This window comes from Microbacterium enclense (genome assembly GCA_038182865.1).
In the GTDB taxonomy this organism is placed as follows: Bacteria; Actinomycetota; Actinomycetes; order Actinomycetales; family Microbacteriaceae; genus Microbacterium; species Microbacterium enclense_B.
This window is the reverse complement of record CP116226.1, coordinates 3,428,990-3,454,717: the sequence shown is the minus strand read 5'-3', so window position 1 is coordinate 3,454,717 and position 25,728 is coordinate 3,428,990. Positions and strand designations below refer to the sequence as shown.

Sequence of the window (25,728 nt, the reverse complement as noted above, 5' to 3'; positions counted from 1 at the left end):
GTCATTCTCCGTTCGAGAGGTTGGGCTGAGCGGCGCGTCGGGCGTTCTCCCGGTCCAGCGCCGCTCCCTTGATGGTCGCATACGCCCACATGCCGCCGAAAATGAGAGCGACGGCGGCGAGGGCCGGGACGAGGAAGCCGCCGAGCAGCAAGAGCACCTGCAGACCCCAGCCGGCCCATACGGCCCATCGACGCTGGAGCAGTCCCGAGACGACGACCATCGCGAGCGCCATGATGACACCACCGACGATCCCCCACCACGGGTCGATGCCGAACGGCAGGACCTTCAGGCCGTACACCACGAGGCCGCCGAGGAAGACGACGATCGACTCGAAGCCGAGGACCACGGCTCCGAGTGACTCGAGGGCTCCGCGCTGACGGCGCACCCGGGGTTCGCGGGGGCTCACTCCTGCCACCCGGCCTTCCAGTCTTCGAGTTCGGAGAGCCGGAGGGCCTCCCCCGCCAGGACCACGGACCCGGCGATGACCACCGCGCGCCGGTCGGACTCCGCGGCCCACGCACGCGCGGCATCAGCGGCGTCTTCGAGGGTCGGGTGCACCGTGACGGGCAGGTCGGCCGCCTCGGCGACGTCGGCGATCGTGTCGGGATCGGTCGCGCGGTCGCTGTCGGGAGCGGTCGCGAACACCCGTGCGACAGCGGGGACGAGCGCGGTCACGATACCCACGGCATCCTTCCCGTCGAGGATGCCGACGACGGCCCCCCACTCGTCGATGTCGAATGCCTCGTCGAGAGCGGCGACCAGGGCGCGCGCGCCGTGGGGGTTGTGCGCGGCGTCCACGAGCACGGTCGGCGCCGTGCCCAGCAGCTGCAGGCGCCCCGGCGAGGTCGCGTTGCCGAGGCCGTCGGCCACGACCTCGGCGGCCAGCGGCTGGGTGCCCCCGCCGATGAGCGACTCGACCGCGGCGACGGCGAGAGCGGCGTTGTGCCCCTGGTGCGCACCGTACAGCGGGAGGTACACCTCGGGGTACGAACCGACGACGCCGCGGATGGTGAGCTGCTGCCCGCCGACGGCGAGCGTCTGCGCGGCGAGGGCGAACTCGCCGCCCTCCACCGCCACGGAGGCGCCTTCCTTCTCCGCACGCGCACGGATGACGCGGAGCGCCTCCGGGGGCTGGGCCGCGGAGACCACGGCGGCGCCGGGCTTGATGATGCCGGACTTGACCGTGGCGATCTCGGCGATCGTCGAGCCGAGACGGTCGACGTGGTCGATGTCGATCGGGGTGAAGACCGCGACGTCACCGTCGGCCGTGTTCGTCGAGTCCCACTCCCCGCCCATGCCGACCTCGAGGACGAGCACGTCGATCGGTGCGTCGGCACAGGCGACGAAAGCGAGGACGGTCAGCAGCTCGAAGAAGGTCAGCGGGGCGTCTCCCGTGTCGGCCAGCTCGCCATCGACCATCTGGACGAAGGGAGTGATCTCGTCCCACGCGTCGGCGATCGCGGCATCCGAGACCGGTTCACCGTCGATGAGGATGCGCTCGGTGAACCGCTCGAGGTGCGGACTGGTGAACAGCCCGGTCCGCAGCCCCATCGCGCGCAACAGGCTCTCGATCATGCGGCTCGTCGAGGTCTTGCCGTTCGTCCCGGTCACGTGGATCACGCGGTACGTCCGCTGCGGGTCGGCGAGCAGCTCGAGCACGCGGCGCGTGCGCTCGACGCGCGGCTGCACCCACTGCTCGCCCTGGCGCTCCAGCAGCGCCGCGTAGACGGCGTCGGCTCGGGTGCGATCGCTCATGCGGGGGCTCCGATCCGCGCGACGGCCACCGTGACGGCACCGACGTTCGCGTAGGTTCTGGCCGGGATCTCCGTCTCGTACTCGGCGGGGAGCGGCGCGCCGCGCTCGATGAGTCGGGCCTTGGGGCCAGCGAGCACGACGGCTTCGGCGAGGGTCTCGGATGCCACGCCCGCAGCGTCGAACGCCTGGGCGACGGCGTGCGCGTCGGCGTCCTCGACGAAGGTCAGGGACAGGAAGATGCGGTCGCTCACGTCGAAGCCGGCGGCCTTGCGCGTGTCCTGGACACCGCGGATCATGTCGCGTGCCAGGCCCTCGGCTTCGAGCTCGGGAGTGGTCGACGTGTCGAGCAGCAGGAATCCCTCGGCAGCGACGAGGATCGCCACCGCTTCGCCCTCCGCCAGGCTCGAGGCGTCGGTCTCGAGCGTGCCCTCGCCGTCGCCGAGCACGACCTCGCCGTCGGCGGTCTGCACGACGATGCCTCGCTCCGTCTCGGTCCAGTTCCCGGCCTTCGCCGCCTGGATGACCTGCTGCACGCGCTTGCCCAGACGAGGGCCGGCGGCGCGCGCGTTGACGACGAGCCGCTGCGCGAGGCCGAACTCGTCGAAGGACTGCGGCGTCAGCTCGACCACCTGGACGCTCTTGACGTTGAGCTCCTCGCGCACGAGGTCCTCGAACTGCGCCAGGCCTGCGGCATCCGGAGTCACCACCGTCAGGCGAGGCAACGGCAGGCGCACGCGCTTGCCCTCGCGCTTGCGCAGCGCGTTGGCGACGCTGGAGACGTCACGGACGGTGTCCATCGCGGTGCGGATGTCTTCCGCCCCGGGGAACGCCGACGCGTCGGGCCAGTCCTCCAGGTGCACGCTGCGCCCACCCGTCAGGCCCTGCCACACGCGCTCTGTCACGAGCGGCAGCAGCGGGGCGGCGACACGGGTGAGGGTCTCGAGCACGGTGTAGAGCGTGTCGAAGGCCTCGCGGCTGGACGGGTCCTCGGTCACCCCCACCCAGAAGCGGTCACGGGAGCGCCGGATGTACCAGTTGGTCAACACCTCGGCGAAGTCACGCAGACGTTCGGACGCGGTCGTGGAGTCCAGGCCTTCGAGATCGGCGGCGACGCCCTGCACGAGGTCACCGGTGAGCGCCAGGATGTACCGGTCGAGCACGTCGGTCGAGTCGGTGCGCCATTCGGCGGTGTAGCCGTCGGGGCCGGACGCGTTGGAGTACGTCGCGAAGAAGTACCACGCGTTCCACAGCGGCAGGAGGAACTCGCGCACTCCCGAGCGGATCCCCTCCTCGGTCACGACGAGGTTGCCGCCGCGGAGCACCGAACTCGACATGAGGAACCAGCGCATGGCATCCGAGCCGTCGCGGTCGAACACCTCGCGCACGTCGGGGTAGTTGCGCAGCGACTTCGACATCTTCTGGCCGTCGTTGCCGAGCACGATGCCGTGGCACGACACCCCGGTGTACGCCGGACGGTCGAACAGCGCGGTCGAGAGCACGTGCATCACGTAGAACCAGCCGCGGGTCTGGCCGATGTACTCCACGATGAAGTCCGCCGGGGCGTGCTCATCGAACCACTCGTGGTTCTCGAACGGGTAGTGAACCTGGGCGAACGGCATGGAGCCCGAGTCGAACCACACGTCGAGCACGTCTTCGATGCGGCGCATCGTCGACTGCCCCGTCGGGTCGTCGGGGTTCGGGCGCGTGAGGTCGTCGATGTAGGGGCGGTGGAGGTCCACCTCGCCGTCGGCGTTCACCGGCAGGCGGCCGAAGTCGGCTTCCATGTCGGCGAGCGAGCCGTACACGTCGACGCGCGGGTAGTTCGGGTCGTCGCTCTTCCACACCGGGATGGGTGAGCCCCAGTAGCGGTTGCGGCTGATCGACCAGTCGCGCGCGCCCTCGAGCCACTTGCCGAACTGGCCCTCCTTGACGTTCTCGGGCACCCACGTGATCCGCTGGTTGTTCGCCAGCAGGTCGTCCTTGATGTCGGTCACCCGCACGAACCAGCTCGATACGGCCTTGTAGATCAGGGGGTTCCGGCAGCGCCAGCAGTGCGGGTAGGAGTGCTCGTACGACGCTTCGCGGAGCAGCCGACCGCCCTGCTTGAGCAGACGGATGAGCGGCCGGTTGGCCTCCATCCAGAGCTCCCCCGCGACGTCTGTCACGGCCGACAGGAACCGGCCGCCGTCGTCGAGCGAGATGATCGTCGGCAGGCCCGCGGCATCCGCGAGGCGCTTGTCGTCCTCGCCGTAGGCCGGGGCCTGGTGAACGATGCCGGTGCCGTCCGAGACCGTGACGTAGTCGTCGACGAGGATCTTCCACGCATTCCGCGTCCCCCACGTCTCGGCGTCGGCGTAGTAGTCGAACAGGCGGTCGTACGACACGCCCTCGAGCTCCGAACCCAGGATCGTCGTCTGCACCGCCTGGCGGGCGGCATCCGGGGTCTCGTATCCGAGGTCTTTCGCGTAACCCGGCAGAAGGTCCTCGGCCAGCAGGTAACGGTGAGCGGTCGCCTCGATCGCCTCGTCGGGGGTGCCGTCGGGCGCGCGGTACACATCGGCGGCGCCGTGCGGACCGCCCTCGACGACGGCGTACCGGATGCCGGGACCCACCGCGAGCGCGAGGTTGGTCGGCAGGGTCCACGGCGTCGTCGTCCACGCGAGGGCCCGAACGCCGGTGAGGCCGAGGGCCTCTGCCTTTGCGCCCACGAGCGGGAAGGTGACGGTCACCGACGGGTCCTGGCGCATCTTGTAGACGTCGTCGTCCATGCGCAACTCATGCGTCGACAGGGGCGTCTCATCGCGCCAGCAGTACGGCAGCACGCGGTAGCCCTCGTACGCGAGGCCCTTGTCGTGCAGGGTCTTGAAGGCCCACAGCACGCTCTCCATGTACGACGTGTCCAGCGTCTTGTAGCCGCGCTCGAAGTCGACCCAGCGCGCCTGGCGAGTGACGTAGTCCTGCCACTCGCGGGTGTACTCGAGCACCGACTCGCGCGCCTTGGCATTGAAGGTCGCGACCCCCATGCGCTCGATCTCGTCCTTCTCGGTGATCCCGAGCTGCTTCATCGCCTCGAGTTCGGCGGGAAGACCGTGGGTGTCCCAGCCGAAGACGCGGTCGACCTTCTTGCCGCGCATGGTCTGGAAGCGCGGGAAGACGTCCTTGGCATACCCGGTGAGCAGATGCCCGTAGTGCGGCAGGCCGTTGGCGAAGGGCGGGCCGTCGTAGAACACCCACTCCTCGGCGCCGTCGCGGTTCGCGATCGAGGCGCGGAAGGTGTCGTCGGCCTCCCAGAACGCGAGCGTCTCCTGCTCGATCGCCGGGAAGCGGGGGCTGGGGACGACGGATGCCGTCTCGGCTGCCGTGCCGTCAGCGGCGGGGCCGAAAGATGAGGGGCGTGGGTAGGTCATGTCTCTCCGCAGGTTGGATCCACCTGCGGGGACGACCCTCACGGACCGCGGTACCACCCCGCGTTGCGCCTGTCCCGTTCGGAACCGGCGCCCCTCTCACTGCGGCTGTGACGGGCCTGCCCCGCGCGGTTCTACTGTCCCGGCCCCAGGTGTCGAGGGATCGGAGGTTCTTCCGCGAGCTCCCCGGTGATGGCCGGATCGGTGCTGATGGACCCAGTCTACGCGCTCTCGTCCGTCCGCGCCGCGGGCGAGGGGGTCCCGACCGGTGTCGGGGACACTCCGCGCAGGCACGGGCGCGGCAGCGCGTTCGCCTGACGCCTAGCTGGCGGCGGCGGCGCCGGTGGCCGCGAGCAGTTCCCGGGTGAAGGGATGCCGGGGCTCCGTGAAGATGTACGGCACGGGGCCGGAGTCGACGACGCGGCCGTCCTTCATGACGAGCACGTTGTCGGCGATGCCCGCGACGACGTCGAGGTCGTGGGTGATGAACACCATGGCCAGATCGCGCTCGCGCTGCAGGCTGCGGAGGCGATCGAGGATACGCGCGCGCACGGTCGCATCGAGCGCCGACACCGGTTCGTCGAGCACGAGCAGGTCGGGGCTGGTCGCGAGGGCGCGGGCGATGGCGACGCGCTGTCGTTGCCCGCCGGAGAGCTGTGCGGGCAGACGCCGACCGAACGCGGGGCTCAGTCCCACTTCGTGGAGGAGGGCATCGACCTCCGCTCGACGGCGAGCGCGCGGCACCCCCGCCGCCGCGACCGCCTCGCACAGCGTGCGTGTCACGCTCCAGCGCGGATTCAGGGAGCCCCACGGGTTCTGCTGCACCAGCTGCACGCGGCGGCGCGCCGGGCCGGTCGCGGCGTGCGGCGACCAGGGGCGACCGTCGAAGGTGAGGGTACCGGCATCGGGTTCGCTCACTCCGACGATCATGCGGGCGAGAGTGGTCTTGCCCGACCCGGATTCTCCGACGATCGCGAGGGTGCGTCCCCGCTGGAGCGCGAAGCTCACGTCGTCGACCGCGGTCCGGTCCCCGAAGCGGCGGGTCAGCCGCTCGCCGGAGACGAGGGGTGCGTCGAAACGGGGAGCGCGCAGCATCTGTTCGTGCTGCGTCGCCGCGACGAGCGCACGCGTCTGCGGGTCGCGCGGAGCGGCGAGCACGTCGGCGGTCGTCCCCGTCTCGACCACGCGACCGTCGTGCATCACGATCACCCGATCCGCGACCCGACGCACAGCGCCCAGGTCGTGGCTGATGAAGACGACCGCGACACCGCTCTCGGCGACCTCGCGCAGCTGGTCGAGGACGCGTGCCTGCACGGTGGCATCCAGAGCCGTCGTCGGTTCGTCGGCGACGATGATCGCCGGATCGGCGGCGAGCGCGGACGCGAGGAGGGCACGCTGGCGCAGACCTCCCGACAGCTCGTGGGGGTATTGCCGCGCGCGCCGATCCGGTTCGGGGAGCGCGACACGGTCGAGGATCTCGTGGACGCGCGCACGGAGCGCGGCACCGCGCAGGGCGGGTTCGTGGATGCGAAGAGGCTCCGCGACCTCGGCTCCGACGCGGCGCAGGGGGTCGAGGGAGACGAGAGCGTCCTGGGAGACGAGGGCGATGCGGCGTCCGCGGAGGCGGCGCCATCCACGTTCGTCGAGCGTGCGGGCGTCGACGCCGTCGACCTCGAGCATCTCGGCGCTCCACGACAGCGACCCCGGGACGAGCCCGAGCAGGGCCTTCGCCGTCAACGACTTCCCCGTACCCGACTCCCCCACGATCGCGACGCACTCCCCCGGCGCGACCTCGAGATCGAGGCCGCGGACGAGCTCGGTCGTGCCGGCCGCGACCCGCAGGCCGCGGACGCGCACCCCTCCCTCGACGACGGGTGCCTCGCTCATGTGGCGCTCTCCTCGGTCCGTGCCCGCAGGATGCGGCCGATCACGCTCACGCTCACGACGGTCGCCGTGATCGCGAGCCCGGGATACACCGCGACCCACGGGGCCTGCAGCAGCAGGTTGCGACCGGCCGACAGCATCAGCCCCCATTCGGGCGTCGGCTCGGTGGGACCGAGGCCCAGGAAGCTCAGGCCGGCGGCGGCGAGGATGCTCGTGCCGATTCCGATCGTGGCGAGCACGCTCACCGCGCCCAGGACGCCGGGAAGCACGTGGCGTACGTGCACGAGGGTGGCGGGGACGCCCACGATCCGCGCGGCCTCCACGTGCTCGGCGGCAGCGAGCGTTCGCGTCTGGGCGCGCGCAAGGCGGATGTACACCGGTACGGCCGCGATCGTCACCGCCACGGCGACGTTGACCGGCCCCGGGCCGAGGATCGCGACGACCAGGAGAGCGACGAGGAACTCGGGAAAGGCGAGCAGGACGTCGACGACGCGCATGGCGCCGGCATCCACGATCCGAGGGGCGACGGCGGAGAGCGAGCCGGCCGTGACCCCCGCGACGAAGGCGAGGGTCGTGGCGAGAAGACCGATGCCGACCGAACGACCCGCGCCGTGGACGACGCGTGAGTAGACATCGCGTCCGCTCTGGTCGGTCCCGAACCAATGCGCCGCGCTGGGCGGCTGGAGGGCCGCGCGGACGTCGGTGACGAGAGGGTCGTGGGTCGCGAGGAGCCCGGGCGCGATCGCCGCGAGGACGATGACGGCCAGCACCGTGCCCGCCACGGACAGTCCGATCGTTCGCGCCCGCCGCGCCGTCATGCCGGAACCCCCGCCCGCGTCTGCACCGAGGCGGCTGCGCCCCGCAGCCGCGGGTCGAGCAACGGCACCACGAGGTCGACGACGGTGTTGACGACGACGAAGACGAGCGCGCTGAGGAGGATGACCCCCGTGATGACGGGCAGATCACGATCGGTGATGGCCGTGAGCGTCACGCGGCCGATGCCCGGGCGAGCGAACACCGTCTCGACGAGGACCGCGCCGCCCAGAAGCGAGCCGACGAGGTACGCGGCGAGAGTCACCCCTCCCACGCTCGCGTGCCGAAGCGTGTGGTGCACGCTCTCACGCAGCGGCGTCGCCCCGCGGGCCCGGACGGTGAGCAGGAACGCCTCCCGCTCCGCCGACTGCACCCCGTCGCGGAGCACCTGCGCGAGCAGGGCGGCTACGGGGAGGGCGAGGGTCACCGCCGGCAGGACCATCGCCGCACCATCCCGGGCCCCCGATGCGGGGAACCACCCGAGGCGGAAGGAGAACACGCTCAACAGCACGAGGCCCGTCCAGAACACCGGCGACGACAGCACCACGAGCTCGATTCCGGATGCCACCGCCCGACCGGCGCGGCCGCGCACCAGCAGCGCAGAGGCGAGAGCCAGGACGATCGCGAGGAGGAGCGCGAGCGCGGAGAGCTGCAGGGTGGGGCCGAGCTGTCGCCCGATGACCTCGGTCACCGGCAGTCGCAGCTGATACGACTCCCCGAGATCACCGCGAACGAGCCGGGCGAGGAACGCCGCGTACTGCTCAAGTACCGGGCGGTTCAACCCCAGTTCGTCGCGGATGCCGTCTTTCACGGCCTCGCTGACCTGCGCCTGCGGCCCGAGCATCACGTCGACGGGGTCGCCCGGGATGATCCGGAACGCCACGAAAGCGAGAGTCGCCGCCCCCCAGAGCACCAGAACGACGGATGCCACGACTCCACCGATGCGCGACAGGATCGTGCGCGAGCGAGAGCGTGGCATCCGGGGTCCCGGTTCAGCGAGGAGGTCGGCGCGGGGTCAGCCGACCGACGCGGTGGCGAAGAGGGGGCGACCGTAGAGGTCGAACGTCAGGCCGGTGACGTCGGGGCGGACGGCACTGATCAGCGCGGGGCTGTACAGCGGCACGATCGCAGCGTGCTCGAGGTTCCACTGCTGCACCTGGGCGTACACGGTGTTGCGCTCCGCCTGGTCCGTGGTGGACGCACCCTGCTCGAGAAGAGCGTCGAGGGCGGGGTCGCTGACCTGTGAGGCGTTCTGGAAGCCGTCGGTGGCGAGGTGGCTGCGCAGGAGGTCGGGATCGACGCCGGAGAAGCCCCAGTCGGTCAGATCGAAGGTCTTCGGACCGTACTGCTCGTTATAGGCGCCCGGCTCGAGCACCTCGCGCTGCAGATCGAAGCCGACGGCCTTGAGGTCGCTCTGAATCGCGTTGGCGAGAGCGGCGCGGTCGTCCGGCACAGGGGTCCAGGCGATCCACCGGGCGGAGAGGCGCTGACCGTCCTTCGTGCGGATGCCGTCGGCATCCCGTCCCGTCCATCCGGCGGCGTCGAGCAGGGCATCGGCTTCGGCCGGATCGAAGGGCCAGGAGTTCTCCAGGCTCGCGTCGTAGCCGGGGGTCGTCGCGCCGAGGATGCTCCATGCCCGCGGGTACTGGCCGAAGAAGATCTCCTGCACCGCGGTGTCGACGTCGATCGCCCGGCTGAAGGCCTGACGCACGTTCTGGTCGGCGAAGACGCCGTACTTCTCGTTGAGGTAGAGCGAGTAGGGCAGCCCGGGATAGGCCAGCGAGTCGACCGTGTCGTCGGCGGGGACCTGCGAGACGAGGTTCGGCGGCAGGTTGGTGACGACGTCGGCCTGGCCGCTCGAGAGAGCACCGACGCGCACCGAGGCCTCGGGAAGGATATCGACGCGCAAGGTCTTGAAGGCGGGCTTCCCGCCCCCGTCGGGGCCCCAGGTGTAGTCGTCGTTGCGGGTGTAGACGATGTCCTGGTCGGGCGTGTACTCGGTGAGCTCGAACGGGCCGGTGCCGATGTTCACGTCGGGACCGCCGGCCTTGAGCTGGTCGGCCTTGGACGAGAGGACCGCCGGCGAGTAGAAGCCCAACAGCGCGGTGCTCGCCGCCTGGAGGAACGGCGCGTAGGGCTGCGAGAAGCGCACGCGCACGGTGTGCTCATCGACCACGTCCGTTCCGGCGTACAGCTCGCCGCCGAGCATCGACGCCGCTTGCGCCGACGCCGTCTCCGGGTCGGCGATGCGGTCGAAGTTCGCCTTCACGGCGGCCGCGTCGAAGGTCGTGCCATCGTGGAAAGTGACGTCGTCGCGAAGCTGGAAGACGTAGGTGGCTCCCCCGTCCTCGACCTCCCAGGAGCTTGCGAGCCACGGCGAGAAGGAGCCGTCGGCCTCCTGGAACACGAGCGAGTCGAGGACCGCGCGCTGCACCATCGCCGACACGTCGAGCTGGCTGGTCTGCGGGTCCATGTGCCCGGCCGACAGGTTCGCGCCCTCGATCGCCCACACGATCTCTCCGTCGCCCGAGGCCGCGGGGTCGGAACCGGCGCACGCCGAGAGGGACAGGGCGGCTACCGCCGCGACGGCGACCGCGGAGAGCACACGGCGGGAATGCACAGAAGGCATGGAGGAACCTCAGAGTTCTCGATGGGGAACCTCCAGACTACCCGTGTTCCTGGACCGGGTGCGGAAAGTCCGGACCGTGCGACCGCTTGTGACGCACATCCGGAAACGGGCCGCGAATCCGGAGGAATCGCGCGGATCGGTCCGGATCCGGCGCTCCTTCCCGGATCTGCGCCTCGAGCACGGCACATGGGGACCACCGGTATCGTGGAGGCCATACCCATCAGGCACGCTCACACAGTGCCGCCCATATCGCTCGAGGAGTACCGCCATGGCCACGATCCCTGACAAGCCCGCCCTGGAAGGCCTCGAGCAGAAGTGGGACGCCGCGTGGCGTGAGAGCGGCACCTATGTCTTCGACCGCATCCGCGCGGCCGAAGCCGGCCGTCAGGGCGTCTACTCGGTGGACACCCCGCCGCCGACGGCATCCGGAAGCCTGCACATCGGTCACGTGTTCTCATTCACGCACACCGATGTGAAGGTGCGTTTCGAGCGGATGCGCGGCAAGACCGTGTTCTACCCCATGGGCTGGGACGACAACGGCCTGCCGACCGAGCGTCGCGTGCAGAACTACTACGGCGTGCGCTGCGACCCCTCGCTCCCCTACGACGCTGATTTCACCCCGCCGTTCGCAGGTGGCGACAACAAGAGCAGCAAGGCCGCCGACCAGGTGCCCATCAGCCGCCGCAACTTCATCGAGCTGTGCGAGCAGCTGACGATCGAAGACGAGAAGCAGTTCGAGGAGTTGTTCCGCGAGCTGGGCCTCAGTGTCGACTGGACGCAGACCTACCGCACGATCTCCGACGACTCGATCCGCACGAGCCAGCTGGCGTTCCTGCGCAACATCGAGCGCGGCGAGGCGTACCAGGCGCTCGCGCCGACGCTGTGGGACGTCGACTTCCGCTCCGCGATCGCCCAGGCCGAGCTCGAGGACCGCGACCAGCCTGCGGCCTACCACCGCGTGGGCTTCGCGAAGACCGATGGCTCGGGCGACGTGTTCATCGAGACCACCCGCCCCGAGCTGCTTCCCGCGTGCGTTGCCCTTGTCGCCAACCCGGATGACGAGCGCTACCAGCCGCTGTTCGGCACGACCGTGCGCACCCCGCTGTTCGACGTCGAGGTGCCGGTGCTCGCGCACCCGCTGGCGCAGAAGGACAAGGGATCGGGTATCGCCATGATCTGCACCTTCGGCGACGTGACCGACATCATCTGGTGGCGTGAGCTCGACCTGCCCAACCGCACGATCATCGGCAAGGACGGTCGCATCGTCGCCGAGGCTCCCGACGTGATCGTCACGGACGCCGCGAAGGCGGCGTACACGGAGCTCGCAGGCAAGACGGTGTTCAGCGCCAAGAAGCGCATCGTCGAGCTTCTGCAGGAGTCCGGCGCCATGGAGGGCGCGCCGAAGCCCTTCACGCACCCCGTGAAGTTCTTCGAGAAGGGCGACCGGCCGCTCGAGATCGTGTCGACGCGCCAGTGGTACATCCGCAACGGCGCGCGGGATGCCGAGCTGCGCGAGCGTCTGATCTCCCTCGGGCGCGAGATGTCGTGGCATCCCGACTTCATGCGCGTGCGCTTCGAGAACTGGACGAACGGCCTCACCGGCGACTGGCTCGTGTCGCGTCAGCGTTTCTTCGGCGTGCCGATCCCGGTCTGGTACGCGCTGGACGAGAACGGCGAGCGGGACTACGCGCGCGTGCTGACCCCCGACCTCGCGTCGCTGCCGGTCGACCCGACCACGGATGTGCCCCCGGGCTACACCGAAGACCAGCGGGGCGTTCCCGGCGGCTTCGACCCCGAGCGCGACATCCTCGACACGTGGGCGACCTCGTCGCTCACCCCGCAGCTGGCCGGAGGCTGGCAGCGCGACGAGGAGCTGTGGAACCTCGTGGCCCCGTTCGACCTGCGCCCGCAGGGCCAGGACATCATCCGCACGTGGCTCTTCTCGACGATGCTCCGCAGCGCCCTCGAAGACGACCGGAGCCCCTGGTCGGATGCCGCCATCTCAGGCTTCATCGTCGATCCCGACCGCAAGAAGATGTCGAAGTCGAAGGGCAACGTCGTCACGCCCGCCGACATCCTGAAGCAGCACGGCTCCGACGCGGTGCGGTATTGGTCGGCGTCGAGCCGCCTCGGCACCGACGCGGCCTTCGACCCGCAGAACCCGACGCAGGTCAAGATCGGCCGGCGCCTCGCCATCAAGCTGCTGAACGCGGCCAAGTTCGTGCTGTCGTTCCCCGTGCCCGAGGGTGCGGAGGTCACGCACGCGCTCGACGCGTCGATGCTGTCGACTCTGGATGCCGTCGTGCGCGACGCCACCGCCGCCTTCGAGGCGTGGGACCACGCGCGAGCCCTGGAGATCACCGAGTCGTTCTTCTGGACCTTCTGCGACGACTACCTCGAGCTCGTCAAAGAGCGCGCGTACGACCAGACCGACGTCGGGCAGGCCTCGGCAGCCCTCGCCCTGCGTACAGCTCTGTCGACGCTCGTGCGCCTGTTCGCGCCCGTCCTGTCGTTCGCGTCGGAAGAAGTGTGGTCGTGGTTCGAGGACGGTTCGGTGCACACCGCCGTCTGGCCGGAGCCGCTCGGCATCGAGGGCGACCCGGCGGTCCTCACCGCCGTGAGCGCAGCGCTCATCGGCATCCGTCGCGCCAAGACCGAGGCGAAGGCCTCGCAGAAGACGCCGGTCACCTCGCTCACCGTTTCGGGGCCGAACGTCGAGGCGCTGCGTCTCGCCGAAGGCGACCTGCGCGCGGTCGGTCGCATCGAGAAGATCTCGTTCGCCGCGGCCGAGACCACCACCGTCACCGACATCGTGTTCGCACCCCAGGAGGACTGATGCAGCTCGGAACCCGTTGGACCGCCCGTGAGCAGCCGCCGAAGGCCGTCCCCGAGGCGCTGCACGCTCAGATCGCTGCGGTCGAGGCCGCGCTCACGCCCGATGGCCTGAGCGCGCCCGCCCCGCGGTGGACGCTCACGTTCCTGGAGGGACGCCCGGTCGCCGAGCTCGATACCGGGGTCGTCGTCACGCAGGACGCCTCGGGTGAGGTCGTCGTGCGCTACGACGAGGACGACGAGTTCGCCTGAACCGGAGTCCGTGCCATGGTGACGGTGGCGAGGCAGGGCCGATGACCCGCCGACGTCATCGCACGCGCAGCGTGAACTCCGCCTCGGCCATGGGAGAGCGGCCGCGGTCGCGGGCCGTGCGCCGGGCGTGATCTCGCGAGCCGCGATCCGCGCGCGCTTGCATGCGTGATTCCGCGGCGCGCGCAAGAGCCCGGGAGAGGGCGAGGAGCGCCCGTTCGATCGCGGTCGGAGTGAGCGTGACCGACGAGGCGGGCATCGAGGTCGTGACGGCGGTCATGAGGGTGATCCTTCTGCGGGGAGGGGGAAGACGTCGGCGCGCATGGTGACGACGCGCAATCCGTCGCCGGTCTGATCGCGGTGGCGTTCGACCGTCTCGGCGATGACGGCCTGGAGTCGATCCGCCAGCTCTGCCATCTGCTCCACCGTCAGTCGTGCGCTGGCGGTGGAGATGAGACTCTTGTCCAGCCACTGTTCGTCTTCGTCCCATCCGTGTGTGACGAAGGTCATGAGCTGCTGCTGGCGGAGTGTCAGCGTCTCGGAATGCACGGCTTCCATGACCGCGCGGCCCGCCGGCGTCGAGGCCATCTCGGGATTCACCAGGGTCACCGATCCGGCGGGGCGCTCCCACCAGCGCTCGCGTGCCGTGCCGCGTCCCGCGACCTCTCGGATCAGGTCGTGCCGTGCGAGAGCCCGCAGGTGGTAGCTCGTCGCCCCGGTGGACTCGCCGGTCAGGGCGGCCAGGCCGCTCGCGGTCTGCGCGCCGTACTGACTGAGCAGGTCGTAGAGGCGCACACGCAGCGGGTGAGCGAGGGCGCGCAGCGCCCCGGCGTCGAGGACGCGTCCTTCAGGTCGGGAATCGTTCACAATGCAAAGATATCTTTGCAAGCGCAGTTATGCAAACGATCCTTTGCATACGAGTCGACGGTGCATGATTAGGCTGGTCTGATGACGGCTGCCGTGACCAATCCCCTCCTCTCACCGCCCGCTCTCCCCTACGACCTGCCCCCGTACGGCAGCATCCGCGCCGAGCATTACCTCCCCGCCTTCCGCGAAGCGTTCGCCGCCCAGCGCGCCGAGGTCGCTGCCATCACGGAGCAGACCGCTGCCCCCACCTTCGAGAACACCCTGGTCGCTCTCGAGCGCAGCGGTGTCCTGCTCGACCGCGTGGCTCGCACCTTCTACACCGTCACCTCCGCCGACGGCACCGCGGACATCCAGGCGATCGAGGAGGAGCTCGCCCCGCTGATGGCCGCCCATCGCGATGCCATCCAGCTCGACGCGGCTCTCTTCGCCCGCATCGCCGAGGTGCACGCACACCTCGATCACCTCGACCTGGATGCCGAGAGCCGTTACCTCGTCGAACGCCACCACCGCGAGATGTCGCTGGCCGGCGCGGGACTCGACGACGGCCAGAAGGCCCGCCTGACCGATCTGAACCAGCGCTTGTCCGTTCTCACGACGACGTTCGAGAAGAACCTCCTCGCCGACACGAACGACCTCGCCGTCGTCTTCGACGATGCCGCCGAACTCGACGGTCTCAGCGAGGGTGAGCTCTCGGCCGCAGCGCAGGCGGCCACCGTTCGCGGTCTCGACGGCCGCTACGTCGTGACACTGACGTTGTATACGGGCCACCCGTACCTCGCGTCATTGACGAACCGCGAGAGCCGTCGTCGTCTCCTCGCGGCGTCACGAGCGCGGGCGGCGCGCGGCAACGACCACGACAATCGCACCGTCCTGCGCGAGATCGTCCGGCTGCGAGCCGAGCGCGCCGCCCTGCTGGGCTATCCCTCTCACGCCGCAGCGATCCTCGCGGATCAGACAGCCGGATCGCCGCAGGCCGTGCACGACCTCCTCCGCCGACTCGCCGTCCCTGCCGCCGCCAACGCCCGCGCCGAGGAGACGGCACTGCAGCGCATCGCCGAGGCCGACGGCATCCGTATCGAGGCCCACGACTGGGCGTTCTACACCGAGAAGGTCCGCGCGGCCGAGTACGACCTGGATCGCGCGGCGCTGCGCCCCTGGTTTGAAGCCGAGCGCGTCCTGCGGGATGGGGTGTTCTTCGCCGCGGAGCAGCTCTACGGCGTTCGCATCACCGAGCGGCATGATCTCCAGGGATATCACCCCGATGTGCGCGTTTTCGAAGTGCACAATGCCGATGGCACTGAGCTCGGCCTCTTCCTCCTCGACCTGTACACGCGCGACACGAAGCGCGGAGGTGCCTGGATGAACTCGATCGTCACGCAGTCGCGCCTGCGCGGCACGTCGCCCGTCGTCATGAACAACCTGAACGTCAACAAACCTGCCCCGGGCACCCCGACGTTGCTCACGCTCGACGAGGTCACCACTCTCTTCCACGAGTTCGGCCACGCCCTGCACGGGCTGTTCGCGACCGTGACGTACCCTCACTTCGCCGGCACCGCGGTGCACCGCGACTTCGTCGAGTTCCCGAGCCAGGTGAACGAGATGTGGATCCTCTGGCCCGAGATCCTGACGAACTACGCCCGTCACATCGACACCGACGAACCCCTTCCCGCCGATGTCGTCGAGCGTCTGCACGCCTCGGAGGCGTTCAACCAGGGCTTCGCGACGAGCGAGTACCTCGCGGCCTCGTGGATCGATCAGGCGTGGCACGGTCTCTCGATCGACGACTCCTCCGTCGACATCGACGTCGCAGCCTTCGAAGGCGCGGCCCTCGCCGACATCGGGCTCGACAACCCCGCCGTGCCCACCCGCTACTCGTCCACGTACTTCGCGCACGTCTTCTCGGGGGGCTACAGCGCGGGCTACTACTCCTACATCTGGAGCGAGGTGCTCGACGCCGACACGGTCGAGTGGTTCCGCGAGAACGGCGGACTCACGCGCGCCAACGGCGACCGTTTCCGGCAGCGTCTCCTCGGCGTCGGCGGATCGGCCGACCCGCTCGCCGCGTACCGCGATTTCCGCGGCCGGGATGCCGAGATCCAGCCGCTGCTCGAGCGTCGAGGACTGTCGGGCTGACCCGGGGGCTCCCTACCGCCAGCCGAGGACCTCGCGCACGAAGGCCTGAGACGCCGGCGCCCCATCGTTCGGGATGCCGTGCATCTTGGTCCGCGATACGACGCGGCCGGTGGCGTCCACCCGGTCGAGAGCTGCGGTGAGCAGCGGAGCGGCATCGTTGGATGATGTCCATCCGCGAACGGTCGGGTGCGAGAAGACGACGACCTCTGCACCGTCCTCGTGCGCTCGTGCGCTCGCGACGACGACGGTCGGTGTGGCGCGGCGCCAGAGACCGGGGACGACTGTCAGAACGGTGTCCGAGAGCATGGCATCCACGAATCCGGTGTTCCACGCCGGATCGGGGTGCCCGATTCGGACGTCCTGCGCCACCCACTCCGACCCGCGCTGCCGGAGCGCACGGGCGATGCGATCGTCGCCGAGATCGAAACGCTCCTCCCGCAGGGCATTCACCACGTGCGCCAGAGCGACGTCCGGCGTCTCGCGCACGATCAGACGAGCGCCACGCGCGAGGCCGCCGACCGAGAAGGGACGGACGCGGAGTTCCGCTCCTCGTCCCCGCCACCCGGGCACGGGGCTCAGGCGCTGCGGCGCTTCTGCGCCAGGACGATCGTCGGCTGCGCGCCGTCTTCGACCGCCGCGCGCGTGATCACGACCTTGGCGATGTCGTCGGCCGAGGGCACGTCGAACATGATCGGGCCGAGCACGTCTTCGAGGATCGCCCGGAGGCCGCGGGCGCCGGTCTTGCGCGCCACGGCGAGGTCGGCGATCGCTCGGAGGGCGTCTTCGTCGAACTCCAGCTGCACGCCGTCGAGCTCGAACATGCGCTGGTACTGCTTGACGAGGGCGTTGCGAGGCGCCGTCAAGATCTCCATCAGCGCATCCTGATCGAGGGGCGAGACGGACGCCACGACCGGCAGACGACCGATGAACTCCGGGATCAGGCCGAACTTGTGCAGATCTTCGGGAAGCGCCTCGCTGAACAGGTCGGGCGCATCTTCCTTGCGGTGCAGCGGAGCCCCGAATCCGACGCCGTGCTTGCCCACGCGCGCGGAGATGATCTCCTCCAGGCCGGCGAAGGCACCGGCCACGATGAACAGGACGTTCGTCGTGTCGATCTGGATGAACTCCTGGTGCGGGTGCTTGCGCCCGCCCTGCGGCGGGACGGAGGCGACCGTCCCCTCGAGGATCTTCAGAAGCGCCTGCTGCACGCCCTCCCCCGACACGTCGCGGGTGATGGAGGGGTTCTCGGCCTTGCGGGCAATCTTGTCGACCTCGTCGATGTAGATGATCCCTGTCTCGGCGCGCTTGACGTCGAAATCGGCCGCCTGCAGAAGCTTCAGGAGGATGTTCTCGACGTCTTCACCGACGTACCCCGCCTCGGTGAGGGCCGTGGCATCCGCCACCGCGAAGGGCACGTTCAGTCGCTTCGCGAGCGTCTGCGCGAGGTAGGTCTTGCCGCAGCCCGTGGGGCCGAGCAACAGGATGTTGCTCTTGGCGATGTCGATCTCTTCCGCGCGCGCCTCGGCGGTCTGCAGCGTGCCGTGCGAACGCACCCGCTTGTAGTGGTTGTAGACGGCGACGGCGAGGGCACGCTTGGCCGGCTCCTGGCCGACCACGTACTCCTCCAGGAAGGAGAAGATCTCGCGCGGCTTCGGGAGGTCGAACTCCGCGACCTCGCCCGCCGACGACTCGGCCATGCGCTCTTCGATGATCTCGTTGCAGAGCTCGACGCATTCATCGCAGATGTACACGCCGGGACCGGCGATCAGCTGTTGCACCTGCTTCTGGCTCTTGCCGCAGAAGGAGCATTTGAACAGATCGGCGCTTTCCCCGATGCGTGCCATGCTGTTCCTCCTCGTCACCCGGCGCCCACACGCCTGTGTGCCACCGAGCCTAACCCGTGCCCGTGCGAACCGAGGGCATTTGCGCGCGCGAGCGGGATCCTGATCGCCCAGAGCGAAGTCCCGCGCGCTCTCCGTCCGCGACGCCGACGTACGGCGGCCGGAGTCGTCCCGCGAACGGCCGTCCGCGGGGCACCTGCGGTGCCGCACGGAGCGCTCGGCGCACAAGAAGACGCCCCGCAGACCGAAACGGGTCTGCGGGGCGTCGTGCCGTGCGGCGCCTCAAGCGGTGAGAGCCGCCGGGGTGCGCTTTCGCGTGGTGAGGACCTGGTCGACGATGCCGTACTCCAGGGCTTCCTGGGCCGAGAGGATCTTGTCGCGATCGATGTCCTTATTGACCTTCGCCGCGTCCTGGCCGGTGTGACGCGCCATGGTCTCTTCGAGCCAGGTGCGCATGCGCAGGATCTCGGCTGCCTGGATCTCGATGTCGGACGCCTGCCCGTGACCGGCCTCACCCATCGCGGGCTGGTGGATCAGGATGCGGGCGTTCGGAAGCGCGAGACGCTTGCCGGGGGCGCCGGCGGCGAGCAGGACGGATGCCGCCGAGGCGGCCTGCCCGAGCACGACCGTCTGGATCTGCGGCGAGACGTACTGCATCGTGTCGTAGATCGCCGTCATGGCCGTGAACGAGCCGCCGGGCGAGTTGATGTACATGATGATGTCGCGGTCGGGGTCCTGCGACTCGAGCACGAGCAGCTGGGCCATGACGTCGTCGGCCGAGGCGTCGTCGACCTGCACGCCGAGGAAGATCACGCGGTCTTCGAACAGCTTGTTGTACGGGTCTTGGCGCTTGTAGCCGTAGGCCGTGCGCTCCTCGAACTGAGGAAGAACGTAGCGGCTCGAGGGCATGTGCGACGCGGCGCCGCCGAAGGTGGGGATGTTCATATCGGTGTCCTTTTCCTCTCGACTCAGGCCGCGGTTCCGCCGCCGCCGGTGACGTCGGTGGCGTGCTCACGCATGTGGTCGACGAAGCCGTACTCCAACGCCTGCTGGGCCGTGAACCAGCGGTCGCGGTCACCGTCCTCGTTGATCTGCTCGACGGTCTTGCCGGTCTGCGCGGCGGTGATCTCGGCCAGACGGCGCTTCATGTCGAGGATGAGCTGCGCCTGCGTCTGGATGTCGCTCGACGTTCCGCCGAACCCGCCGTGCGGCTGGTGCAGCAGCACGCGCGCGTTGGGCGTGATGTAGCGCTTGCCCTTGGTGCCACTGGTCAACAGCAGCTGGCCCATCGACGCCGCCATGCCGATACCGACGGTGACGATGTCGTTCGGCACGAACTGCATCGTGTCGTAGATCGCCATGCCGGCCGTGATCGAGCCGCCGGGCGAGTTGATGTAGAGGTAGATGTCCTTCTGCGGGTCTTCTGCGGCGAGCAGGAGGATCTTCGCGCAGATCTCGTTCGCGTTCTCGTCGCGCACCTCCGAACCGAGCCAGATGATGCGGTCCTTCAGCAGCCTGTCGAAGACGCTCGTTGCCATAAGGGGTTCGGGCATTAGTGCTCCTCTTCCGGTGATCTGCAACGAATCTACCGGCGCGTTCCGGGGCGGGATGCCGTGTTCGCCGCGGGCGGATCAGGGCGACTCGTCGGCGATTTCTCGCGCGTATCCGGTCACCGACCGGGTATAGCGCGGCAGGTGCGGTGCGAGGGCTTCGAGGGCGACGGACGCCGCACGCTCGGGCTCCCCGTTCGACACGAGTGCGAGAGCATAGAACGCGGCCGCCGCGTCGTGCAGCGGTCCGCGTGGTTCGCGGTCGTACTCCGCTCGCAGCAGCGCGAGCGCCTCCTCGGTCTTGCCGAGGTTGCGGATGGTGCTGGCGAGCTGGATCGTCGCGCGCGTGCGCTGCTCATCGTCCAGGCCGATCTCGAGAGCGCGGCGGTACAGCTCCTCGGCCTCGTCCTCGATCCCGGCCGAGTCGCGCGCCCCGGCGCGCTCGAACAGCGCGAGCGCGTCGTCCGCGTGCCGCTCCCCCGCCAGCGCGTCAATGCGGGCGATCACTTCGTCGGGCGTCAGCGCGTCGTCGGCCCACACGGCATCCACTCTGTTCTGCCAGTCGTCCATGTGTTCCTGCCTCTCTCCATTCTCAGTGCGCCCCGCACGCGCCGCTCAGTGTCCAAAACACCCGGGCGACTCGAAAAACTCTCCGGGTGTTTTGGACACTCAATCGTCAGAGCGGCGCTCGCGAACGCGAAAGGGGGCGGATGCCTCGGCATCCGCCCCCTCATCACGACTTACTCGCTGTCCGCGGCCTTCTTCTTGGCCGGGGCACGCTTCTTGGCCGGAGCCTTCGCGGGGGCTTCCTCGGCGGGGGCCTCGTCAGCGGCGGGCGCCTCCGCGGCCTTCTTCTTCGCGGGCGCACGCTTCTTGGGGGCGGGCGCCTCTTCGGCCTCGATGACGGCATCGGCGTCGGCCGCGGCGTCAGCGAGCTCCTGGGCCTCTTCGACGACCTCGTCCTCAGCGGACACTTCTTCGCCCTCGACGGCGACGAAACCGGTCAGATCAACCGGCTTGCCGTTGGTGTCGACGACGGTGACCTTGCCGAGCGCGATGGCGAGAGCCTTGTTGCGCGCGACCTCACCGACGAGCGCGGGCAGCTGGTTGCCCTGCTGGAGCGCGTTGACGAAGTCCTGCGGCGCCATGTTGTACTGCGCGGCGGACTGGATCAGGTACTGCGTGAGCTCGTCCTGCGAGACCTGCACGTCAGCGTCCTCGGCGATCTTGTCGAGCACCATCTGCGTGCGGAACTGCTTCTCGCTCGCCTCGGTGACCTCGGCGCGGTGCACGTCGTCCTCGAGACGGTTCTCACCTTCGAGGTGGTTGTGCACCTCGTCTTCGATGAGCTGCGGCGGCACGGGGATCTCGACGGCCTCGAGGAGGGCGTCGATGAACTTGTCACGCGCGGCCGAGCCCTGCGTGAAGACGGCCTGCTGCGAAACGCGCTCGCTGAGCGACTCGCGGAGCTCGCCGATGGTGTCGAACTCGGATGCCATCTGGGCGAAATCGTCGTCGGCTTCGGGAAGCTCGCGCTCCTTGACCGCGGTGATGGTGACGGAGACCTCGGCCTCTTCACCGGCGTGGTCGCCACCGACGAGCGTGGACCGGAAGGTGGTCTGCTCATCAGCGGTGAGGGACTCGATGGCCTCATCGATGCCCTCGAGCAGCTCGCCCGAGCCGACCTCGTACGAGACGCCCTCGGCGCGGTCGATCTCGGCGCCGTCGATGGTGGCGACCAGGTCGAGCTCGACGAAGTCGCCCGTCGAAGCGGGACGGTCGACCGTGACGAGCGTGCCGAAGCGCGCGCGCAGGCGGTCGAGTTCGGCGTCGATGCCGGCCTCGTCGGCCTCGACCGCGTCGACCGTCACCGTGATCGAGTCGTACGACGGCAGGTCGAACTCCGGACGCACGTCGACCTCGACGTCGACGATCAGGTCGCCCGAGAAGTCCTTGAGGTCGGGCAGCTCGACGATCTCGGCGTTGGGGCGCCCGATCACGCGAAGCTCCTGTGCCTCGACGGCCTCGCGGTAGAACCCGTCGAGACCCTCGTTGACGGCGTGCTCGATGACCGCACCGCGACCCATGCGCTGATCGATGATGGGAGCGGGGACCTTGCCCTTGCGGAAGCCCGGGATCTGCACGTCGCGGGCGATGTGCTCGTAGGCGTGCGCGATGCTCGGCTTGAGCTCGTCGGGCGAGACCGTGATGTGGAGCTTGACCCGGGTCGGGCTGAGCTTCTCGACGGTGCTGTTGACCATGCGGTGTGTTCTCCTTGTGTGGCCCGCGCGCACGCGGGGGCCGGCTAGGCCTGTGGTCTGGGGGCCGTCACGTCGGGGCGACAGGATTTGAACCTGCGGCCTCCCGCTCCCAAAGCGGGCGCTCTACCAAGCTGAGCTACGCCCCGGGGCGACGCGCGGTGCGCGTTCGACGAAACGACCCCTGAGAGTCTAGTCGATCGCGCCGCGGGGGCCGGTGCGACAGGGATTGATCGCTCGGCACGCCGGGGTGCGGGGCGCGAACCGGCCGAAACGGCATCGTGTTCGTGGCATCCCTCGTGGTGAAGTAGAGTTGTCGACGCTGCGGTTCGCCGCCGCGGGGATGTAGCTCAATGGTAGAGCCTCAGTCTTCCAAACTGATGGTGCGGGTTCGATTCCCGTCATCCCCTCCACTTCTTCCTCCCGAGCGTGATCTCCCCCATCGCTTTCCGACGCGTGGACGCTTTCCGACGCGTGGACGCTTTCCGACGCGTGGACGCTTTCCGACGCGTGGACGCTTTCCGACGCGTGGACGCCGCGGGGCCCGCGTGGTACAAGTAAGTCGAGGTTCGCATGGCCACCGGGTGCCTCGACGAGGTGGCTGCGTGCGATCCCAGGGGGGCCTGCGGTGACAACCGTCCGTGCGCGCGTGCGCACTCTTCTGTCCGTTGCGTTGACGACCGTGGTCGTCGCGACGCTCTTCACTGGCGCGCCCGGTGCAGCCATGGCCGCGACCGAATCGCTTGCGAGCGCGCCGACGACGCCGTCGCCCGCGCCGAGCACGCCCGCTCCCGCGCCGAGCACGCCCGCTCCCGCGCCGAGCACGCCCGCTCCTGCGCCGTCGGTGGCGACTCCCACCTCGACGACCACGCCGTCTCCCGGCGTGTCCTCAGCGCCGGTCGTCACCCCGTCCCCGGCGATCTCGCCGACGACATCGGCCCCGCCCGCACCCAAGGCCGTCTCGACACCGGCACCGACGCCGGCACCGACGCCGAGCGTTGCGTCGCCGCCTCCGTCGGCTACGCCGTCGGCCTCGACGGGGTTGTCCATCTCGGGGCGGGTCGTCGCGCCCTCCGGCACGACATGGCCGAGCTCAGGTGTATCGGTGAGCGTGTTCGAGGGGTGGAACACGAACGCAGCTGTGAAGACGGTCGCTGTCGACTCGTCGGGCGCGTTCACCTTCACCGGGCTTCAGGCCCGTGGGTATCACGTCCGTATGGACGTCGATGCGTCGTCGGGATTCGCCGGCGCGTGGTACCCCGCGGCACAGCTCCGATCACAGGCGAAGCTCGTCAATCTGTCTTCGGGAAATGACGCCTCGGGACTGGTGTTCCAGATGAGGAAGACCGCATCGATCGCCGGTGTGGTGACCGTCCCCGTGGGCACGATCGGCGGGGTCTCGACGGTGACCGTGACCGTTCGGACCTCCTCTGAACCCGGCCCCAACGATCAGCCCGTCGATGTGTCGGTGACCCCCGCCGCGGATGGGTCGTTCAGAGTCACGAACCTCGTCCCCGGCAACTACTACGTGGCCTACACCGCGCGCCCCGAGTCCGGTCTGATCGACATCGTGGACCGCACTCGCTATGTGTGGCTGGGGCCGGGAACGGAAAGCAAGCTCACCACGACCATGAAGGGTAGCGGGTCGATCACGGGTCGTGTGACGGTTCCGCAGAACGACTCCCTCCCTTCCGTCACCGTCTATCTCTACGACGCCCACCAGAAGGTGGTTGCCAGGGCGGGCATCATCGACGACTACGGGGCGAACTACTACCGGTTCGACAACGTCCCGGCCGGCGACTTCCGAGTGCTGTTCGACTCCCTGGACACGGGCGAGATGGTCGACAAGTGGTACGACAAGGGTTATGTCTTCTCGGCGGCCAAAGTCGTCACCGTAGCCCCAGGTCAGAAGGTCACGGGCATCGACACGACGTTGACGCGCGCGGCATCCATCTCCGGGACGGTCACCTTACCGTCGACGGTGTCGTGGAAAGACACCACGGTGAAGGTGACCGTACACAGCGTCAGCAGTGGGGCCGTGTGGACGAGAAGCACCAACTCGACGGGCGGCTACCGCGTGACGGGGCTACCTCCCGGCACCTACCGAATCGAATACACGCCTTCGGCCGCGACGCTCAAGGGCGAGTGGTGGAACGACAAGCCGGATTATGCCCGTGCGACGAACATCGCCCTGGCCTACACCCAGCAACTCAAACGCGTCGATGTCGCGCTCGCGTCGACGACGGGTCCGGCGCCGTCGCCCACTCCTCCGCCTTCCTCAGGGTGGTCGATCTCGGGCCGGCTCGCGGCTCCGTCCGGAACGGTGCTGCCGTCGTCGGGCGTGTCCGTCAGTGTGTTCGAGGGGTGGAATACGGGGCCGGCGGTGACGACGGTGCCTGTCGGGCCGTCGGGTGAGTTCGCGTTCACCGGGCTCCAGGCTCGCGGATACCACCTTCGAGTGAACGCGGAAGCCTCGACGGGACTGGCGAGCACGTGGTACTCCGCGGGGCAGGTCCGCTCGAATGCGTCGATCGTCAATCTCAGTTCCGGACGAGACGTCACAGGGTTGGTCTTCCGTGCGCAGAAGACCGCGTCGATCAGCGGGGTGGTGACGGTCCCGGCGGGCACGATCGGCGGTGCGTCGACGGTCACAGTCACTGCTCGCACGGCGGCATACGGACAGTTGCCGAGCGATGAGATGGTCGAGCTCAGCACGACGGCCGCAGCGGATGGGTCGTTTCGTTTGGCCGGCCTGACTCCCGGTTCCTACTCGGTCTCGTATGCGGCGAGACCGGAGTCCGGCCTCCGCGACGTGCAGCTGAGCAATGCGATCTATGCAGGAGGGGGCTCAGACCAGAAGCTGACCCAGACGATGGTGGGCACGGGATCGATTTCCGGCCAGGTGACGGTCCCTGCTGGTGGGTACCCGACCTCCGTGACCGTCTATCTGTATGACGCGCAGCAGCGCGTGGTCGCGAAGACCAGCGTTCGTGACGCCTACAACGGCAACTTCTTCTCGTTCGAGAACGTGGCGGCGGGTGATTTCCGCGTGCTGTTCGATTCGTCGGACGCGGGCGAAATGGTCGACAAGTGGTACGACAAGGGCTACGTGTTCTCCGCCGCGAAAGTCGTGTCCGTCGCGCCCGGACAGAAGGTCGCCGGTATCGACACGACGCTGACGCGTGCAGCATCCATTTCCGGCACCGTGACCCTCCCGTCGTCCGCGACCTGGAAGAGCACGACCGTGACGGTGTCGGTGCACAACGTGACGACCGGAGTCGTGTGGAACAGGACGACGAACGCACAGGGCGGTTACCGCGTGACCGGACTCCCCCCTGGCACGTATCGCGTCAAGTACATCCCGTCGTCAGCGACGCTCAAGAGCGAGTGGTGGAATGACAAGCCCGATTACGCCCGGGCAACCAATATCGCTCTTGCGTACAACCAGCAGCTCAAGCGTGTCGACGTCGCCCTCGCGACGGCGACGGCACGTTCCCTGTTCTGACCGGCCCG

The 25,728-nt window shown here is 69.0% G+C and carries 19 protein-coding genes and 2 tRNA genes; 5 read left to right on the top strand and 16 right to left on the bottom strand.

Annotated features, from left to right (window positions below; translation table 11 throughout):
* Position 1: 1 nt before the first annotated feature.
* The 7 genes from PIR02_16400 to PIR02_16370 all read right to left on the bottom strand — a co-directional run bounded on the left by PIR02_16400 (position 2) and on the right by PIR02_16370 (position 10,485).
* Entirely contained in the window at positions 2 to 415 is a 414-nt protein-coding gene (locus PIR02_16400) for a DUF4233 domain-containing protein (GenBank protein ID WZH36325.1), read from the bottom strand.
* Positions 403 to 1,755 (bottom strand): bifunctional folylpolyglutamate synthase/dihydrofolate synthase, encoded by a 1,353-nt coding sequence (locus PIR02_16395; protein WZH36324.1) that lies wholly within the window; start codon positions 1,753 to 1,755, stop codon positions 403 to 405. Before PIR02_16395 ends, PIR02_16400 begins: the two co-directional genes overlap by 13 nt.
* Positions 1,752 to 5,162 carry an isoleucine--tRNA ligase gene (gene ileS, locus PIR02_16390; GenBank protein ID WZH36323.1) on the bottom strand — a complete coding sequence of 1,137 codons (3,411 nt, stop codon included), beginning with the start codon at positions 5,160 to 5,162 and terminating at the stop codon, positions 1,752 to 1,754. Before ileS ends, PIR02_16395 begins: the two co-directional genes overlap by 4 nt.
* 318 nt (positions 5,163 to 5,480) lie before the next feature.
* On the bottom strand, positions 5,481 to 7,046 hold the full coding sequence (locus PIR02_16385; GenBank protein ID WZH36322.1) for an ABC transporter ATP-binding protein: 1,566 nt from the start codon (positions 7,044 to 7,046) through the stop codon (positions 5,481 to 5,483).
* Positions 7,043 to 7,861, bottom strand: coding sequence for an ABC transporter permease (locus tag PIR02_16380; protein WZH36321.1), 819 nt, complete (start codon positions 7,859 to 7,861; stop codon positions 7,043 to 7,045). The genes PIR02_16385 and PIR02_16380 overlap by 4 nt, the downstream gene beginning before the upstream one ends.
* Complete coding sequence (locus PIR02_16375) at positions 7,858 to 8,835, bottom strand: ABC transporter permease (protein WZH36320.1); 978 nt, start codon at positions 8,833 to 8,835, stop codon at positions 7,858 to 7,860. Before PIR02_16375 ends, PIR02_16380 begins: the two co-directional genes overlap by 4 nt.
* Before the next feature lie 36 nt (positions 8,836 to 8,871).
* The gene (locus tag PIR02_16370; protein WZH36319.1) at positions 8,872 to 10,485 is read right to left on the bottom strand and encodes an ABC transporter substrate-binding protein; all 1,614 of its coding nucleotides are present in this window, start codon (positions 10,483 to 10,485) and stop codon (positions 8,872 to 8,874) included.
* A gap of 268 nt (positions 10,486 to 10,753) precedes the next feature.
* Here PIR02_16370 and valS point away from each other — a divergent pair, with 268 nt between their 5' ends.
* Together valS and PIR02_16360 are read left to right on the top strand one after the other, a co-directional pair.
* Positions 10,754 to 13,321: a valine--tRNA ligase gene (valS, locus tag PIR02_16365; protein WZH36318.1), complete on the top strand. Its 2,568-nt coding sequence runs from the start codon at positions 10,754 to 10,756 to the stop codon at positions 13,319 to 13,321.
* The gene (locus PIR02_16360) at positions 13,321 to 13,569 is read left to right on the top strand and encodes a hypothetical protein (GenBank protein WZH36317.1); all 249 of its coding nucleotides are present in this window, start codon (positions 13,321 to 13,323) and stop codon (positions 13,567 to 13,569) included. Before valS ends, PIR02_16360 begins: the two co-directional genes overlap by 1 nt.
* Positions 13,570 to 13,624: 55 nt before the next feature.
* Here PIR02_16360 and PIR02_16355 read toward each other — a convergent pair whose 3' ends face one another.
* A complete protein-coding gene (locus PIR02_16355) occupies positions 13,625 to 13,846 on the bottom strand; it encodes a hypothetical protein (GenBank protein ID WZH36316.1) in 222 nt (73 codons plus the stop codon).
* Positions 13,843 to 14,436, bottom strand: a complete 594-nt coding sequence (locus PIR02_16350; protein ID WZH39028.1) for a helix-turn-helix domain-containing protein — start codon at positions 14,434 to 14,436, stop codon at positions 13,843 to 13,845. Before PIR02_16350 ends, PIR02_16355 begins: the two co-directional genes overlap by 4 nt.
* A gap of 78 nt (positions 14,437 to 14,514) precedes the next feature.
* Between PIR02_16350 and PIR02_16345 the strand changes: the two genes are divergently transcribed.
* Complete coding sequence (locus PIR02_16345) at positions 14,515 to 16,566, top strand: M3 family metallopeptidase (protein ID WZH36315.1); 2,052 nt, start codon at positions 14,515 to 14,517, stop codon at positions 16,564 to 16,566.
* Positions 16,567 to 16,578: 12 nt separating this feature from the next.
* Here PIR02_16345 and PIR02_16340 read toward each other — a convergent pair whose 3' ends face one another.
* The 7 genes from PIR02_16340 to PIR02_16310 all read right to left on the bottom strand — a co-directional run bounded on the left by PIR02_16340 (position 16,579) and on the right by PIR02_16310 (position 22,364).
* Positions 16,579 to 17,052: a hypothetical protein gene (locus PIR02_16340; protein WZH36314.1), complete on the bottom strand. Its 474-nt coding sequence runs from the start codon at positions 17,050 to 17,052 to the stop codon at positions 16,579 to 16,581.
* An 89-nt stretch (positions 17,053 to 17,141) separates the two neighbouring features.
* Complete coding sequence (clpX, locus tag PIR02_16335; protein ID WZH36313.1) at positions 17,142 to 18,410, bottom strand: ATP-dependent Clp protease ATP-binding subunit ClpX; 1,269 nt, start codon at positions 18,408 to 18,410, stop codon at positions 17,142 to 17,144.
* A gap of 279 nt (positions 18,411 to 18,689) precedes the next feature.
* On the bottom strand, positions 18,690 to 19,352 hold the full coding sequence (locus PIR02_16330; protein ID WZH36312.1) for an ATP-dependent Clp protease proteolytic subunit: 663 nt from the start codon (positions 19,350 to 19,352) through the stop codon (positions 18,690 to 18,692).
* A 23-nt stretch (positions 19,353 to 19,375) separates the two neighbouring features.
* Complete coding sequence (locus PIR02_16325) at positions 19,376 to 19,960, bottom strand: ATP-dependent Clp protease proteolytic subunit (GenBank protein ID WZH36311.1); 585 nt, start codon at positions 19,958 to 19,960, stop codon at positions 19,376 to 19,378.
* 78 nt (positions 19,961 to 20,038) lie between these two features.
* Complete coding sequence (locus PIR02_16320) at positions 20,039 to 20,527, bottom strand: tetratricopeptide repeat protein (protein ID WZH36310.1); 489 nt, start codon at positions 20,525 to 20,527, stop codon at positions 20,039 to 20,041.
* A 170-nt stretch (positions 20,528 to 20,697) separates the two neighbouring features.
* Positions 20,698 to 22,218, bottom strand: coding sequence for a trigger factor (gene tig, locus PIR02_16315; protein WZH36309.1), 1,521 nt, complete (start codon positions 22,216 to 22,218; stop codon positions 20,698 to 20,700).
* A gap of 72 nt (positions 22,219 to 22,290) precedes the next feature.
* Positions 22,291 to 22,364 (bottom strand) — tRNA-Pro (locus tag PIR02_16310).
* A gap of 190 nt (positions 22,365 to 22,554) precedes the next feature.
* On the opposite strand from PIR02_16310, the gene PIR02_16305 reads away from it, so the two are divergent.
* Positions 22,555 to 22,628: transfer RNA gene (locus PIR02_16305), tRNA-Gly, on the top strand.
* 311 nt (positions 22,629 to 22,939) lie between these two features.
* Positions 22,940 to 25,720 carry a carboxypeptidase-like regulatory domain-containing protein gene (locus PIR02_16300; GenBank protein ID WZH39027.1) on the top strand — a complete coding sequence of 927 codons (2,781 nt, stop codon included), beginning with the start codon at positions 22,940 to 22,942 and terminating at the stop codon, positions 25,718 to 25,720.
* Positions 25,721 to 25,728 lie beyond the last annotated feature (8 nt).